This is a genomic window from Parabacteroides sp. AF17-3 (assembly GCF_003635445.1).
Taxonomy (GTDB): Bacteria; Bacteroidota; Bacteroidia; order Bacteroidales; family Tannerellaceae; genus Parabacteroides; species Parabacteroides goldsteinii.
In genome coordinates this window covers 1-15,559 of the sequence record NZ_QTMM01000029.1, presented here as the reverse complement: position 1 = coordinate 15,559, position 15,559 = coordinate 1, and the positions used below count along the sequence as shown (strand labels likewise).

General features: G+C 41.7%; 12 protein-coding genes. 1 reads left to right on the top strand and 11 read right to left on the bottom strand.

Features of this window, described 5'->3' with window-relative positions:
• Nucleotides 1-86: 86 nt before the first annotated feature.
• The 7 genes from recG to DWW91_RS26615 form a co-directional block, all read right to left on the bottom strand.
• Complete coding sequence (gene recG, locus DWW91_RS26645) at nt 87-2,183, bottom strand: ATP-dependent DNA helicase RecG (protein WP_007655756.1); 2,097 nt, start codon at nt 2,181-2,183, stop codon at nt 87-89.
• A gap of 96 nt (nt 2,184-2,279) precedes the next feature.
• Entirely contained in the window at nt 2,280-2,744 is a 465-nt protein-coding gene (locus DWW91_RS26640; protein ID WP_229102592.1) for a hypothetical protein, read from the bottom strand.
• 146 nt (nt 2,745-2,890) lie between these two features.
• Nucleotides 2,891-3,580: an outer membrane beta-barrel protein gene (locus tag DWW91_RS26635; protein ID WP_122329356.1), complete on the bottom strand. Its 690-nt coding sequence runs from the start codon at nt 3,578-3,580 to the stop codon at nt 2,891-2,893.
• A 72-nt stretch (nt 3,581-3,652) separates the two neighbouring features.
• The gene (locus DWW91_RS26630; RefSeq protein WP_122329355.1) at nt 3,653-4,894 is read right to left on the bottom strand and encodes a hypothetical protein; all 1,242 of its coding nucleotides are present in this window, start codon (nt 4,892-4,894) and stop codon (nt 3,653-3,655) included.
• A gap of 15 nt (nt 4,895-4,909) precedes the next feature.
• Nucleotides 4,910-5,251 carry a DUF3244 domain-containing protein gene (locus DWW91_RS26625; protein WP_007655760.1) on the bottom strand — a complete coding sequence of 114 codons (342 nt, stop codon included), beginning with the start codon at nt 5,249-5,251 and terminating at the stop codon, nt 4,910-4,912.
• 194 nt (nt 5,252-5,445) lie between these two features.
• Nucleotides 5,446-6,933, bottom strand: coding sequence for a tetratricopeptide repeat protein (locus DWW91_RS26620; protein ID WP_229102591.1), 1,488 nt, complete (start codon nt 6,931-6,933; stop codon nt 5,446-5,448).
• Nucleotides 6,934-7,796: 863 nt separating this feature from the next.
• Entirely contained in the window at nt 7,797-8,936 is a 1,140-nt protein-coding gene (locus DWW91_RS26615; RefSeq protein ID WP_007655762.1) for an ATP-binding protein, read from the bottom strand.
• Nucleotides 8,937-9,189: 253 nt separating this feature from the next.
• Here DWW91_RS26615 and DWW91_RS26610 point away from each other — a divergent pair, with 253 nt between their 5' ends.
• Nucleotides 9,190-11,916 carry a family 78 glycoside hydrolase catalytic domain gene (locus DWW91_RS26610; RefSeq protein WP_122329353.1) on the top strand — a complete coding sequence of 909 codons (2,727 nt, stop codon included), beginning with the start codon at nt 9,190-9,192 and terminating at the stop codon, nt 11,914-11,916.
• Here DWW91_RS26610 and DWW91_RS26605 read toward each other — a convergent pair.
• The 4 genes from DWW91_RS26605 to DWW91_RS26590 are packed head-to-tail and all read right to left on the bottom strand — an operon-like array spanning nt 11,873 to nt 15,515.
• The gene (locus tag DWW91_RS26605) at nt 11,873-12,604 is read right to left on the bottom strand and encodes a 2-C-methyl-D-erythritol 4-phosphate cytidylyltransferase (RefSeq protein ID WP_122329352.1); all 732 of its coding nucleotides are present in this window, start codon (nt 12,602-12,604) and stop codon (nt 11,873-11,875) included. The two genes, DWW91_RS26610 and DWW91_RS26605, sit on opposite strands and share 44 nt — an antisense overlap.
• A complete protein-coding gene (xseB, locus tag DWW91_RS26600; protein WP_007655765.1) occupies nt 12,604-12,801 on the bottom strand; it encodes an exodeoxyribonuclease VII small subunit in 198 nt (65 codons plus the stop codon). Before xseB ends, DWW91_RS26605 begins: the two co-directional genes overlap by 1 nt.
• 13 nt (nt 12,802-12,814) lie before the next feature.
• Nucleotides 12,815-14,158, bottom strand: coding sequence for an exodeoxyribonuclease VII large subunit (xseA, locus tag DWW91_RS26595; RefSeq protein ID WP_122329351.1), 1,344 nt, complete (start codon nt 14,156-14,158; stop codon nt 12,815-12,817).
• The gene (locus DWW91_RS26590) at nt 14,139-15,515 is read right to left on the bottom strand and encodes a S8 family serine peptidase (RefSeq protein ID WP_122329368.1); all 1,377 of its coding nucleotides are present in this window, start codon (nt 15,513-15,515) and stop codon (nt 14,139-14,141) included. Before DWW91_RS26590 ends, xseA begins: the two co-directional genes overlap by 20 nt.
• Between the last annotated feature and the right edge of the window lie 44 nt (nt 15,516-15,559).

Genomic DNA, 15,559 nt, shown 5'->3' with positions numbered 1-15,559 from the left:
TCCGCAATGAAAGTGAAGAAATTCAAAACGACGCACTATTCTTTCTGAAATACAAACACTTACACAAAAACATGTTTCACAACATATTAGCTAATCATACTCCAGTTTATCTTCCGGGTAAAGAGTGTTTTTAACCTTTCGTTCAAAATCCGGTTGGGTTCGGACAGTAATTCGGGGTCTTTGTCCAAGACTTCCTGTGCGATATCCCGCGCATATTGCAATATCTGCCCGTCAGCAGCCAGGTTCGCAATCTTCAGGTCAAGCCCTTCCCCGCTTTGCTGGGTTCCTTCCAGATCTCCATGTCCGCGAAGGTGCAGGTCGGCTTCTGCAATCTCAAAACCGTTATTACTATTCACCATTATCTCCAGACGCTTACGGGTATCGTTACTCAGCTTATAAGAAGAGACCAGGATACAATAGGATTGTTCCGCACCACGTCCTACCCTGCCGCGCAACTGGTGTAATTGTGACAGACCGAAACGTTCGGCACTTTCAATCACCATCACAGAGGCATTCGGAACATTCACCCCTACCTCGATAACAGTTGTTGCCATCAATATCTGCGCTTCGCCGGTAATAAATTTCTGCATTTCGGTTTCCTTGTCCGCTGCTTTCATTTTCCCATGCACCATGCAAACTTTATATTCGGGAAACACCTCTTTAAATGTTTCGAAACCGTCTTCCAGATTTTTATAGTCCAGCTTCTCACTTCCTTCAATCAGCGGGTAAACAACATACACCTGGCGCCCCAACTGGATTTCCTTACGCAGAAAATCATATAACTGGGCTTTTTTATTATCGTAACGGTGCACTGTCTGGATAGGCTTGCGACCGGGGGGTAACTCATCAATAACGGAAACGTCCAGATCACCATACAAAGTCATGGCAAGTGTCCGGGGAATAGGAGTAGCCGTCATCACCAATACGTGAGGGACAACTGCATTCTTTTTCCAGAGGCGTGAACGTTGTTCCACACCGAAACGATGTTGTTCGTCAATAATAGCCAACCCGAGTGAAGAGAATACCACAGTTTCTTCAATCAGGGCATGCGTTCCTATCACGATCTGTATTTCACCGCTGGCAATGGCCGGAAGTATTTTATTACGCTCCTTCTTTTTCGTCGATCCGGTCAATAAGGCAACACGAATGTCCATATCTTTCAGGAATTCCATCACAGTAGCATAATGCTGGGTTGCCAGTATTTCCGTCGGCGCCATCATGCAAGCCTGACAATGGTTATCGACAGCCAGCAGCATGGAGAGTAAAGCGACCAACGTCTTTCCGCTTCCCACATCTCCCTGCAACAGACGGTTCATCTGCCGCCCGCTCCCCATATCGGCACGGATCTCCTTCACCACCCGTTTTTGTGCACCGGTCAGTTCAAACGGAAGATAATCTTTATAGAATGTATTAAAGTAATTCCCGACAGTGGGGAATACGATTCCTTTCAGCTTCAACTTCCGCAGACTGGCTGTACGGAGGATATTCAACTGTATAAAAAACAGTTCGTCGAACTTCAAGCGCAACTGTGCCTGTCTCAGCTTCTCCGTCGACTCCGGAAAATGGACATTACGGATCGCTTCCTTCAACGGCATCATCCGGATACGCGACAGGACATCTGCCGGAAGTGTTTCAGGCAATATCCAGTTCAAAGAACTCAGTAATGTATATTGCAGATTCTGTATCGCCCTCGAATTAAGGAACGACTTTTTCATTTTTTCCGATGTATTATAGAAAGGTGTCAGACCGGCTGCCACCTGGTCTGCCTGATCCATCGGATCGATATCGGGATGGGGAATATTATAAATATGTCCGAACTCGGTCGGTTTGCCGAAAACAATATAATCTGTCCCCGTTTTGTATTTATCGGTCACATAATTAAGACCTTTGAACCAGACGAGGTCGATCGTCCCGGTGCCATCGGTAAATTTAGCCACCAATCGCCGGGTCCGCCCTTCCCCCACCGTGTCATAATACAGGATACGTCCTTTCAGTTGGATATAAGGCATATTTCCCGTTATTTCGGAAACCTTATAAAACCGGCTACGGTCGATATATTTATACGGGAAATAAAACAACAAATCCTCATACGAAGATATTCCGGCCTCTTTCCGTAATATCTCCGCTTTCTTCGGGCCTACACCCGGCAGATACATAAGGGATCGTTTGTCTAAATCAAGCATAGCTGTCTATTTGGACAGCGAATTTATCATTTTTATGGGCATTATGCAAATAAGAAAACAGAGTATCTCACATTTTCAGTAAGATACTCTGCTTTTTTATAATTTGAATTTGTATCCGACAGATACTCCAAACAGGAACTCCTGTTCATTTATACAATTCTGGAAGCAGTTAACGCCGACAAAGACTCTTTTCATTTCAACACCGACTTCTGCCGTAGCACCTACCTGAACTTCCGGCCCCGTACCAAAATAAGCGCCTCCATTCAGACGAAGATTTGCCTTTTCCTTCAATGGAATGTGGAATGATGCATAAACCGGGATATTAAAATCAATATCCCATGTATCCGAATTACCGATTGCCGACCTATTTGCCGTATGCAACAACACCCCGGTCTGAATTGAAAATAATGTTGATTGCGGAAAGTTTATATAGGCTCCCGCATGAAGCCCCCATACATCTCCACCCATTATACCGGTACGTGCCTCTATATCAGCGGCCTGTACACAATTAAAAACAGAGAACAATGCAATAACAATTAATACCAGTGTCTTTTTCATCATATATTCATTTATTTACAAAGTGTAAACGGGATAAATACAGATATATTACAATCGGAAATTTGTCCCTATCGATAAGCTATCTCTCAATTGTGTATGACAACTCATTATCACCAAAAGGAAAAGAAATAATATAAGAGTACACATATTCAACGAAAAGGAAGTTTATAGGCAACATATACACTCCATGTTCTGTTTTTTAAATCATCAGCACTTCTTATAGGAAAAAAATCTGATAATTTGGAAATCCCCAAATCATACAATACTCCTATTTGTAAATCATACATAACTAATTCTATATTAAAACTACAACCAATATCCCAGCGATTCATACCGGGAAAAACCTTTCTTCCATAAGATGATGTCTCAAAGGAGATAGATTCAAAAGGCCTTAGACCTGCCTTATAAGTATTATCCAGTCGCCCTATAGAACCTTTCCCTGAAAGTCCATAAGAAAAATAAGGTCCGCTTTTTAACCGGATAGATAAGTCTTTATACAAAGAATGACCTATCGACAACATCAAAGGTATTTTCATATATGTTGTTTTCAAATCCATAGATACCAAATCAGCATTTATCGGATATTCTGATATGTTTATAGTTCCTTTTATATTATTAGCCCCTTTTTGAGTAATATAAATTCCGCTTTCCAATCCCCAAAAGGATGAAAAATTATACAAGGCAGACACACCTGCATTACAAGAAATAAAAGATTGAGAAGACTCAATACCGGATAAAGAAGAAATATTAAAACCCACATTTGGTGATAGAGACAGTTGTGAATGCAGTGATGTAAAACTCAATATACAAATAGAAATTATACAGAGAAATATCTTCATAACCTTTTTATGTTAAAATGCTATAGCCAAAGATACCCAAAAGCATCATTGATATAGCATTCTGTTTATACTTTATTTATCGGTAAGAATTGGCAAAGTATAGGCAACTCCATTCTCAGAGTACATTTTCCAAATTCCCCATTCAGGTGTATTTACTTGAGCTATATTTTTTCTAGAGTTTATATATTCCCGATCCAAAATAATTTCGACAATTTCATCATCATGATTTTGAAATGGTATTTTTGCATTTACACCATAATCCTTCCCATTAAACTTAACTCCTAAAGAAAACTCCCAGTTCTTAGCATCGCCATTGTCTTCTTCTATAATTTTCAAACCGCATTGGAGTTGTTCTTGCCTCCAACTGGTTATCAAAGGGGTTGTGAATGTCTTTATTTTACTTTTAGATATTTCTTTTCGCGACCAAGTTTTCTTTAGTCTTGTTACAGGAGCTTTCATTCCTCCCTCTATTTCAGGATATGCACATTGTACAACTATTTCAGAGCCTCCAGCCAATACGCCATCTAGCTGTTTAAAAACCCTCATATTTTGAATATAAAAAGTATATATCAAATCAGGATCAGTCTTAGGTTCCCAAATGATATATCGTGGCTCCGGATGGATGATATTAGTATCAACAGACTGATCAAATACAACTCCATTTTTTTCATATATACCATTTTCAAAATCAGGTAAATCTTCATATCTTGTTTCATTCCTGTTTATAACCCATACTGGATTTTCCGTAACATATACTTCATCTACAATTACTGTATCAATACTGATCGTACCATCAGCTTCCTTCACTTGCTTATAACCATAATTCCAATCTTCATTACCATTTTCAGGATTAAATGTAATTACGGGCAATGTCTCACCATCCCAATCCTCTGAATAAGGCCAATAGATTTGAATATCATTTTTGGATAAATATTCAAAAAAATCAGAAGGAGAGATTGAGGATCTTAATAAAGAACTTGATATTTTATCGCTCATTTTCTGTATTAAGCTTGGCGTTTGTCCCATACGACATAACTTGCTATTAGAAGGACTTAACATATCAGTAAATCGAAACTCTTCATCCAATCCATAGTTTACAGAACGATCAATCCCCATTTTCACTTCATTCATTATCGCCCGATCTATCTCTACAGATACTAACAATTGAGCTACAACCGAGTTATCAACTATACTCCCTACCGATTTTGTATTAGGATTTTGATCTGGTCCAAGTACATTTTCTAAATCTTCATTTGAACAGGATACTACAGTAAATAAAGATACTATAGCCACACATAATTTAAATACATTCATCACATTAATAATTAGTTAATATTTTATTTCAAAAAAACCTTGCAATTCTACATCTTCTAAAAATATGTACAAGATATAATCACCTTTCTGAATCATTGGCAATGACAGTAGGCATGTACCATCCACTTTCATGTTATCATTACATATATTATTACCGGAAAAATCAGTTATAACAACTCTGACATTTTCTTTGCCTTTCCTCAAATCCAATGTCAACTCCTTACTTTCTTCATCAATAAACACCTCTATCGGAGGTTTAGGAAACCTGGTTTGACCATTCAAATCAATTTTCCTTTTTGCAAAACCGGAAATCGTTGCACACAATAATACCATGACTACTAATAACAATCTATTCATATTCATTCAAGATTAAATTTCAGGGGTAAAGGTACAGGTCTTAGTAGTAACGAGGGGGACCAAATCTGCTGAAAGGCATGTATGGGGAGAGTCCTCCAAACAAGCAGTAAGCCACTGATAATAAACAAAATAAAAAGCTCATACATATAAAAACATATGTATGAGCGCTATTTTCATCCTTCCGGAGAGGTCATTTACAAACCGAAAACAAATTTTTCCAACGTTATATCAGTATTCTCCAACTGCCCCTTTTTCATAATACGATAGCGCTTATGACTGACAGATGCAGACTGAATATTTAATAGGATAGACAACTGTTGACTATTCAGTCCAATCTTCAATAGACAACAGAAACGTATTTCATCTTCAGTCAGATTTGGGATTTGACTCTGCAAATTATCAATAAAAAGAAAATAAGTAGTCTTCAGTATTTCTTTTAATGTTAACCAATCCTGATCTGTTAACGGATACTTTTTTGCTTCTTCAATTGATTGAGAGTTTTTAATAATTTTCTTATAAACAGCGGAACTCCTCAATATATTTTCTCTGATATTCAATATATCACCTTTTAGCCCTTTTACTGCAAATTCTTTTTCTTGTAAAGCCTTATTTGCTTCACTAATCCTTTTTTGCTGATTAAGTATATATTCATTTTTTAAAGTAATTCTATATTTATACAATACAAGCAAAAACAAACTAACCAACAACAACAAAACACAAGCAATAATAATCCATTGATTTCTATTTTCCAACTCATTATTATTATTCAACAATTCAGCATACTCATATCGTCTTTCAACTTTTAAAACATCTGCCCGAGCTTGTAAATCCGCTATAGAATCAGCATAATTAACATACTGTTCATAATAGTCCAAGGACAAAGAATAATTGCCCTGTTCTTTTTCCAATATATATAATCGAAACAAAAGGGCACCTGTCAATTTATGCCCCGGAGTACGATACATAGAAGCCATTTCTATATATTCCCGTACCTTTCCATATTCCTTTTTCCGAGTATATAAATCAGCTAAAGCTAAATAAGTCGGAGCACTTCCCGCCTCATCATAAGCTATTGATTGATACAAGTATTTTTCTGCCAATGAATAATCACCTAATTCTTTATAATTAATCCCCAAACGATTGGTCATGGAACTCAATAACAACGAATCATTCATATTCAATGCTAGCTGATAAGCCTTTTGATATGATTCCGAAGCCTCTCCATATTCTTCTTTCAACGTATAAAGCCAACCTATATCCCGAATCGAATAAATATAATCCAAGCTATCTCCCCCCTTTAGATAATATTCGCCACTCAACAAATGGTAACGCTGTGCCTCATCATAATTATCTTCATAGTCATGTAACCCGGCAATTTTTTTATACAATTTCCCAACTAACAAATAGTTGTTTGCCTTTTTCGCCATCTCTACCGCTTTCAAATAAGACTTCATGGCCCAATCGAAATCGGTCTCTTCTTCATAGGACATACCCAGATACATCAGACAATTCATCTTTTCTTCCAAAGAGCCGTGTTTTTCGTAATAATCATTCGCCCGCTCCATTTGCGGAACAAACGGCATGTCTTCACCCAACTGCTCGGATAAACCGGCATGAATCAAGCAGAAACGGGCAAAGGTTTTATCATTTAGTATATCCGGATTGGTAATACCGTCCAACAAGGCAAAAGCACTATCCGGCTGTTCAGTCCGAATCAATTCTTCCGCCTCCTTTATCTTTAAATTAATTTCATTGTTACTTTTACAGGAAAAGAACAAACAGAAAAGGATAAATAGTAATATGACGTTTTTCATATCAATACTTGTGTGTTATTCGAACTGCAATATCCGAATTAAATATTTAATGCACAAATTAACAGCAAGTATATTCAAAATTAAAACACTAATCAGAATTTCCCAATTATCAAAAAGATATCCTTTTCACCTAAAAAATATCAGAATAATGCATTTTGCACAAATTTCATATCCGCCATTTTTCACAAAACAGACAAAATAGAATGGGAACAAATACATTATTTAACACTTAATCAGCCAATATAAATTCCAACTATTCACTTAAAACAGATTTCAACTCCGTTTAAAGCAAAATTTTTTTCATTTTAAATGAAGTTGAACTCCGTTTAAAACGAGTTTTTTATTGATTGCAGTCGAAAAAAGCGCTTTTAGAGCATTCTTTTTCATGCACAAAGACATGTTAAAAAACAGTTTTTCTTTCTAGAAAGAGCAATAATACATACAAAATCCAAACAGCAAATTCACACAGATAACACCATTCATTCTACCAATCCCTACATATGCGTTATAAATAAAATCATAAAGATACCCACATCAAGTAAATATAAAAATAATGATATTCACTTATAACGAATAAAACGAGTAAAAATTCATCTTCCCTATAAAGCCCTCATACAACTCACTGATAAGAGACCTTATTTTACATTTTGATAATTCTTCTATCCCCATTTACCCCCTTGTTGACAAGTCTTGACGCCAGCTCCATTAAGGGTAAACATTTAGACATACTATCAAAAAGTCAATTCAAGCCAGCGGGACAGAAATACATCATATACCTGGTACCATAAATCACGAACATCTTCCTCCCGGTAAATCATTTCCTTTTCCAGCAAAGCATCGAGTGCTCGTTTGGAATTAGCAGGTGTTCCTATCTTATATTTCTGTATGAATGTCTTAGACTGAGGCTGATACACTTTTCCTTCTTTGGCGATCGCAATCAAAAGTTGCCATTGCACAGGACTTAACAACTGACGGTATTGAACATAAGTGGCTTGCTGAGATAATAAAAGATTACTGCAAACCTGCTTGACATCTTCCAAACGGATATTTTTTAACGGTAAAGCATACGTGTTATTACAAATAACCTGTGTGTAATAAGTATGTAGCCTCGTCCATTCGAGAATGAAACCGATCGCTTCGTCATCTATTTTTTTCCCACCCTCTTCAAACTTATTTTTTATAAAAGTATAATATGCATCCTGCGAAATAGGATTCAAATACATCATTTGTGTACTTGAAAAAAACGGGCGCTTGGCACTATTAAATATTTCTGCCATCATATGTTTGTTACTTCCACTAAAAATAAATCGTGTCTTCTGCAGGTTCTGTATCCGTGAACGAAGTAATGCTTCTGTATTTACCTCCGGATAATTAGCAACTTGCTGAAACTCGTCAATTGCGACTACTGCCTGCTGAGCTTCGTTTTCCAAGAACTGAAATATACCGGTAAGTGTCTTTTCTGTAGTTTTCATCTCAGTAAACCCAAAACTAACTTCTGGTGCCCCAGTCAAAGGGTCATACGAAATGACCGGATGAAATCCCTTCAACAAATCAAGAAAACGCTTTCCGAAACTTTTGTGTTCCGGAATTTGTTGCAAAATGGCTTGTGACAGATTTTCCGTAAATTCTTTCAAATTCTGTGTAGGATATATGTCTACATATATACAATGACAAGTGTTATCAACTCTCAAATCCTCAAACAAACGATGTATTAACGACGATTTTCCCAATCTTCGCAGAGAGATAAGCGTCGTATTTATATTATTTTCGACCTGTTTTTTTAAAGTCATTAATTCATATTCCCGATCACAGAAAAATGATTTACCGATATAACCTGTTATTGGAAAAGGATTTACACTACTAAAAGCCATATTGCATAAGTTTTATGAATTACAAATATACACTTTTTTATCATACATTTTGTATGATACATTTTGTATGATACATTTTGTATGATACTTTTTATTAACAAGCACAAACCTTGCCGCCCTATCGACAGTCGGTATAGTTTTGGATTTTGATAATTTTCTTATCAAATCTGACACAAGTACGGGTTTACTATTTGAGCATCGACAAAAATCATATACATTTGTCCTAATCCATGTGAAACTAAACTTTGTCAATATGAAACTTAAGTCCGGTATTTCAATTCTTTTGTCATTTCTTTTTGTTTTGACAGCAAATGCAACTCTTACTCCTGTCAGGCTCACCTGTGAATATCTGGTCGATCCCTCCGTTATAGATGCCCGGCATCCCCGGTTGTCGTGGATCAATACAGCCGCTCCCGGCGAACGAGGACAACAGCAGACCGCCTATCAGATACGGGTTGCTTCATCGGCCGATAAACTGAAAAAGGAACAGGCCGACCTTTGGGACAGTGGTAAGAAAAAAAGCAGCCAGTCCTTTCTGGTTCGTTACGAAGGAAAGCCGCTACAATCGAGACAGGAATGCTGGTGGCAAGTCCGTGTTTGGGATGCCAACGGAAAAATATCGGACTGGAGTGAACCTGCCCGCTGGAATATGGGATTGCTGAATGCCGATGAATGGAAAGCACAATGGATCGGTGCCCCCTGGCAAGGCGAAGAAGCCACGGCAAAATCAGCAGACAAAACACTTCCCCCTGCCCCACTCTTCCGAAAAGATTTTACCGTTTCCAAAGAAATAGCTTCAGCAAAAATCTATATCTGCGGATTGGGTTATTTTGAATTATATCTGAACGGAGAAAAAGTCGGCAACGACGTTCTGGTCCCCAACCAGACCAATTATGGGAAACGGGACGACCTGGATGTAACCCGTGTGACCCTCGACGATAATTTCAGAGGCTATAATGTACTCTATCTCTGCTACGACCTGAAAGAAGCGTTGAAACAAGGTAAAAATGCACTCGGCTGCCTGTTAGGTAACGGCTTCTATAATGCGGCACTAAGCTGGACGATGCCCTACGGATCGCCACGCCTGATCGCGCAGTTACATATCGGCTACACCGACGGCAGCGAGGAGGTCATCACATCGGACACTTCCTGGAAAGTATCGCGTAGCGCCATTGTCTTAGATGGAATTTACCAGGGAGAACATTATGACGCCCGGCTGGAACAGCCGGATTGGTGTTCGCCGGACAAACCGGCTGACGGATGGGAGTCTGCCGTCGTACGGAAAGCGCCGGAAGGTGAACTACAGGCACAGATGTCTCATTCCGACAAGGTAATGGAAGTCTTGAAACCGAAAAAGATCACACAACTGGAAAACGGAAATTATAAAGTCGATTTCGGAGAAGAAATATCCGGCTGGGTACATCTGCACAATATGCAGGGAGAGGCAGGCAGAAAGGTAGAGATACGTTATATCTGTGAATCGCCGAACGGCTCCAACTCTTATACGATGAAAGGAGATGGACCGGAATCGTATGCCGCCCGCTTTACTTGGTTTGTCTTTCGGGAAGCAGAGATTATCAACTGGCCGGGTGAACTCCGGGAGGATAACCTGACAGCAGAAGCCGTATATACGGAAATTGAAACGACCGGACATTTCGAATGCTCGAACCCTCTTTTCAACCAGATCAATAAGATATGGAGACGAAGCCTGACAGACAACTCACACGGCAGTATTATCAGCGACTGTCCCCATCGGGAACGTTCTGCCTATACCGGCGACGGACAGGTGGCTTGTGTCACTGTCATGCACAACTATGATGCCGCAGCTTTATATACCAAATGGATCAAAGACATATTGCTTGCCCAGAATAAAGCGACCGGTTATGTTCCGAACGGTGCACCCTGGCAGCCCGGCTGCGGAGGCGGCGTGGCATGGGGAGCAGCTATGAACATTATGCCGTGGGAGTTTTATCTGCATTATGCAGATAAAGATTTGCTGGCTGCCAATTACACCGGAATGAAAGAACAGCTCCGGTACATGCAAACCTGGGTAGATTCCGACGGCATCATGCTTTCGCAGATAAAAAGCAACGGAAACGTCAGCGAATGGCACAACCTGGGAGAATGGTGCCCGGCAGACGGATTTCCTCCGAAAGACCTGGTTCATACATTCTATCTCTGGCGTTGTGCCGATCTTACGGCAAAAGCGGCATCAGCACTGGGAGAGAAAAAGGATGCAAGCCTTTTCTCCGCTCTGGCAGAGAAAACACGGCAGGCTTTCCACAAACGTTTCTATAATCCGGTGACTAAAACATATGGTCCTTCGGGCAGCAATATCTTCGCTCTGGTAATGGGAGTTCCGGATGAAGTAAAGAAAGATGTACAGGAAACGGTACGGGAAGAAGTGCGCGCCCATAACGGACACTTATACACAGGTATTTTCGGTACTCAGTTCTTTTTTGAGACATTGGCAGACAACGGAATGAACGAACTGGCCTACGAAGCAATGAATAAAAAGGATATGCCTGGTTACGGATGGTGGATTTCACAGGGAGCCACAACGACCTGGGAAGAATGGAACGGCAACAACTCTCGCAACCACCCGATGTTCGGTGGCGGCTTTACCTGGTTTTACAGGAAGATGGCAGGACTGAATAGCGACCAACAGGAACCCGGCTATAAACACATCATCATAAAACCTTATCCTCCTAAAGCGATCAACTATGCTTCCTACTCTACCCGTACCCCTTTCGGACAGGCGGCTGTGAGTTGGGAAAAACAAAATAATACGTTCAAAATGGACGTTGAAATACCTGTTGGAAGCCGTGCCACAGTCTATCTGCCGGTTATTTCCGGAAAGACGGTAAAAGAATGCCGCTCCGGCATCAAACAGGCAAAAGGCGTTAAGTACAACGGGATACAGGATGGTTATGCGGTTATGGAGGTGTCTTCCGGAAAATATTGTTTTGAGACTGATTAAGAAGCAATCCCTGTGCTACCAGCAGATCGAACGGCGTCGTTATTTTGATATTCTCACGGTTGCCGGTTACCAACCGGACCGGTACTCCGGCAGCCTCAACAACCGAAGCGTCATCCGTGAAAAGAGATGTGAACGGTTGTTCGTATGCTTCCAGCAAAATATCGCTGCGAAAAACCTGCGGTGTCTGTACAGCTACATAACGGCTACGGTCTACCGGATGCGAACCGTTTTCATCGGTTTCACGCAACGAGTCGATCATCGGCATAACCGGAATAGCAGCTCCGCTTTTTTCTGCCTCATCAAAACAGGCACAGATTACTTCGGGAGAGACAAACGGACGTACACCGTCATGTACCGCGATCAAGACTTTTTCATTTCGTCCGGATGCATTTCCAATTTCTTCCGAAAGGAATTGTAATCCGTTCCGAACGGAATGAAACCGGGTCTCACCGCCATTCGCTATCCGGTGAGGTGCCTTACACCCGATCTCCCGGCAAAGCATATTCCAGTAAGGCTGGTGATCTTCGGGAAGGACCAACAGCAATTCTGCCGCATTATCCCAGCGATGGAAGGCTTCCAACGTATGCATCAGGATCGGTTTACCTTCCAGCGGAATGAACTGCTTAGGCAAATCGCCTCCCATCCGGAGACCTTTCCCTCCGGCCACGATCAATACATATTTGTGCATTACTCCAGTTCCTCCAGTACTTTTTTGACTTCTTCGTCTACCTTATACAACTTCTCCTTGCATAACTTAATCAGCCGGGTAGCCTCTTTCACCTTTTCTGAAAGGACATCCACATCCAGGTCACCGTTCTCTATATCGGCCACAATTTTACGGAGTTTCTCTACCGCTTCATTGTATGTTTCTTCTTTCTTTGTCATATTTCGGAATAATTTATTTTTTAACGATACTCTTCACATCCCCATCCGCAAACCGGGTCACCAGTTCATCGCCGGGATTCAGATCGGTTGCATGCTTGATGATTTTGCCGTCTTTCAGGGACAAGCTATAACCACGCTTCAATACATAATCGGGAGATGCCATTTTAATGAACTGCTCCATCAACTGGATAAACCGCGTGCCTTCCGCCAGGCGCGAAGCAGCACGGTTCTGTAACTGCATTTGCAGGCTTTCAAGCGTTGAACGCCGGCGGAGCAACATGGCCGAAGCAGAAGCCGGAAGTTTATTGCCTGCCATTTGCAGGAAAGAACGGTTACGCTCGATCCTGTTCGTGACAATCACCGGTAAACGTGCCCCCAGCAATTGCAGGAAGTTTTTTTGTTTCAATAAGATCGTACTTGCCAGTTCGCTCACCTCCTGCTGAAGGTCTTCCAGTTCTTCCGCCGCTGCATCCATACGGCCGATCAGAAATTCGGCTACGGCAGTCGGTGTTTTCATCCGCGTATGTGCCACCATATCCAGAATGGTATCATCGCGCTCATGACCGATACCGGTTATCACCGGCAACGGGAACTGGGCACAATTTGCCGCCAGCAGATAGGAGTCGAAACTATTCAGATCGGAAGTTGAACCACCGCCGCGGATAATGACCACCACGTCGAAACAATCGATATGATGGTAAATACGGTCCAGCGCTGCGATGACAGACTCTTCCGTTCTCTCCCCTTGCATCAGGGCGGGAAATAACTTCGGATAAAACGGATAGCCCGCTTTATTATTTGCCAGCTGATTCAGGAAATCCTCATACCCGGCAGCCGTCGGGGAAGTAATAACAGCAATACGTTTAGGCAGGACAGGGAACGGTAATTCTTTATTCAATGTAAATACACCCTCTTCCTTCAACTGACGGATAATCTCCATCCGCTTTCTCAGCATATCTCCCAATGTATAAGCAGGATCGATATCCAGCACCGTCAGGCTGTATCCGTACAGTTCATGAAATTCGACCGATACTTTCACCAGCACCTTCAGTCCGGAAGCAAACATCTGCCCCGTCTCCATCTCAAAGTAAGGCTTCAGCATCCGGAACGTTTTAGCCCATATCGAACCGCGTGCCCTGGCAACCAATTGCCCGGTTATAGAATTTTTTTCAATAAACTCCAGATAGCAATGCCCGGAAGAAGCATTCGTCCGCACATCACTCATCTCCGCACGAACCCAGCAAGTGCCGGGGAAAGCCTCACTGACCGCACCGCGCACCAGGTTATTCAATTCCAGCAAAGACAGTTCCCTGCGTTCTTCGCCCATATATTCCGGATTAATGTTCAGTCCTGGCATACTGCATTCCTTTCTTATAGGCTTTATATATATTCGGGATACCATACCCCAGTTCGGCATCGGGCTGTTTGAACTGGCTGGAAACCTGCTGTAATAAAGCAATGACTTCCTTATTGCTCAACTCCGGCAACGCCTGCCACAGACAGACGCCCAATCCCGCCAATATGGGAGTTGCAAAAGATGTTCCGCTGGCATAACGTACATTTCCTTGTGGATCGATCACACAACTGCCCGACCCTAATGCCACCACATCCGGTTTCACCCGGTAATCGGCAGTAAATCCTACCGAACTGAAAATACTTTTCTTTTTATCTTCCGTAATAGACCCAACCGTCAGAATATCCGATGCATCGGAAGGGAAAGTAATTTTCCCCCAACTGCCGTTTCCTTCATTTCCGGCACTGCAAAACATCAGGATCCCCTTTTGCGCTGCGATATGTGCCGCCTGGCTGATCAAAGAACTTTTTCCGTCCAAGGCGGACTGATCGTAAGATAATTCATCTGCATCAAAAGCGAAATAACCTAATGAGGAAGAGATCACATCGACTCCTACACTATCGGCATATTCAACAGCCGCCGCCCAATAGTCTTCTTCTATCGGATATTCGGAATCGCTGTCCTCGCTTTTTATAAGCAAATAAGACGCTTTGGGAGCTGTCCCGACCATGATCCCGGGCATATTGGCAGCCATACAAGACAGAACCTTCGTCCCATGGTCATCTGCTTCATACACACTGCGGCCCGGGTAAATCACATTATGCGTCCCGATCAATTGCAGGGAATCGAAAACGCAGATACGGTCTACATTCTGGAAGCCGGCATCTATCACTGCCACGCGCATCCCTTCCCCACGGAATCCGGCATCATGCAGTTTGATACCATTCAACATTTTGATCTGCCTTTCAGCATATCCGTATTTTTCTTTCAAAGGTGTATCTGAGGGAGAAAGACGGATCTCCTGATCATCTTCCTGGGCCGGAGTCACATCGTGTCCTTTCCATACCCATTTTACAGAGTCGACCATCGTCAGGTTTTTCAGACGGTCGGCAACTGTGCTGTCTTTACTGGTCACGACTACGGTAGAAAGCCATTTACTCTGCACCACCGGTTCAGCGCCGGTAGCGACCAATGTATCCAGATAAGCATGCGCAATGGGAAGATCGGAAGCGGTGACCGGCGTTCCCGCCTTTTTACGCCGCTGAATGGATTCTTTCGACAGGAAAGCCTCCGGTTCTTCTACGGTAAAGCCGGAATCGCCTTTATCTTTCAAATAGACACGAAAACAGTAACTTTCTCCGGCAGTAAGCCACGAAGAAAAACAGCATAACAAAACAAACAGTCCTATATATTTTTTCATATGTAAATAAATTGCGCTCCCTATCTCAAGAGAGCCGTTTAAAC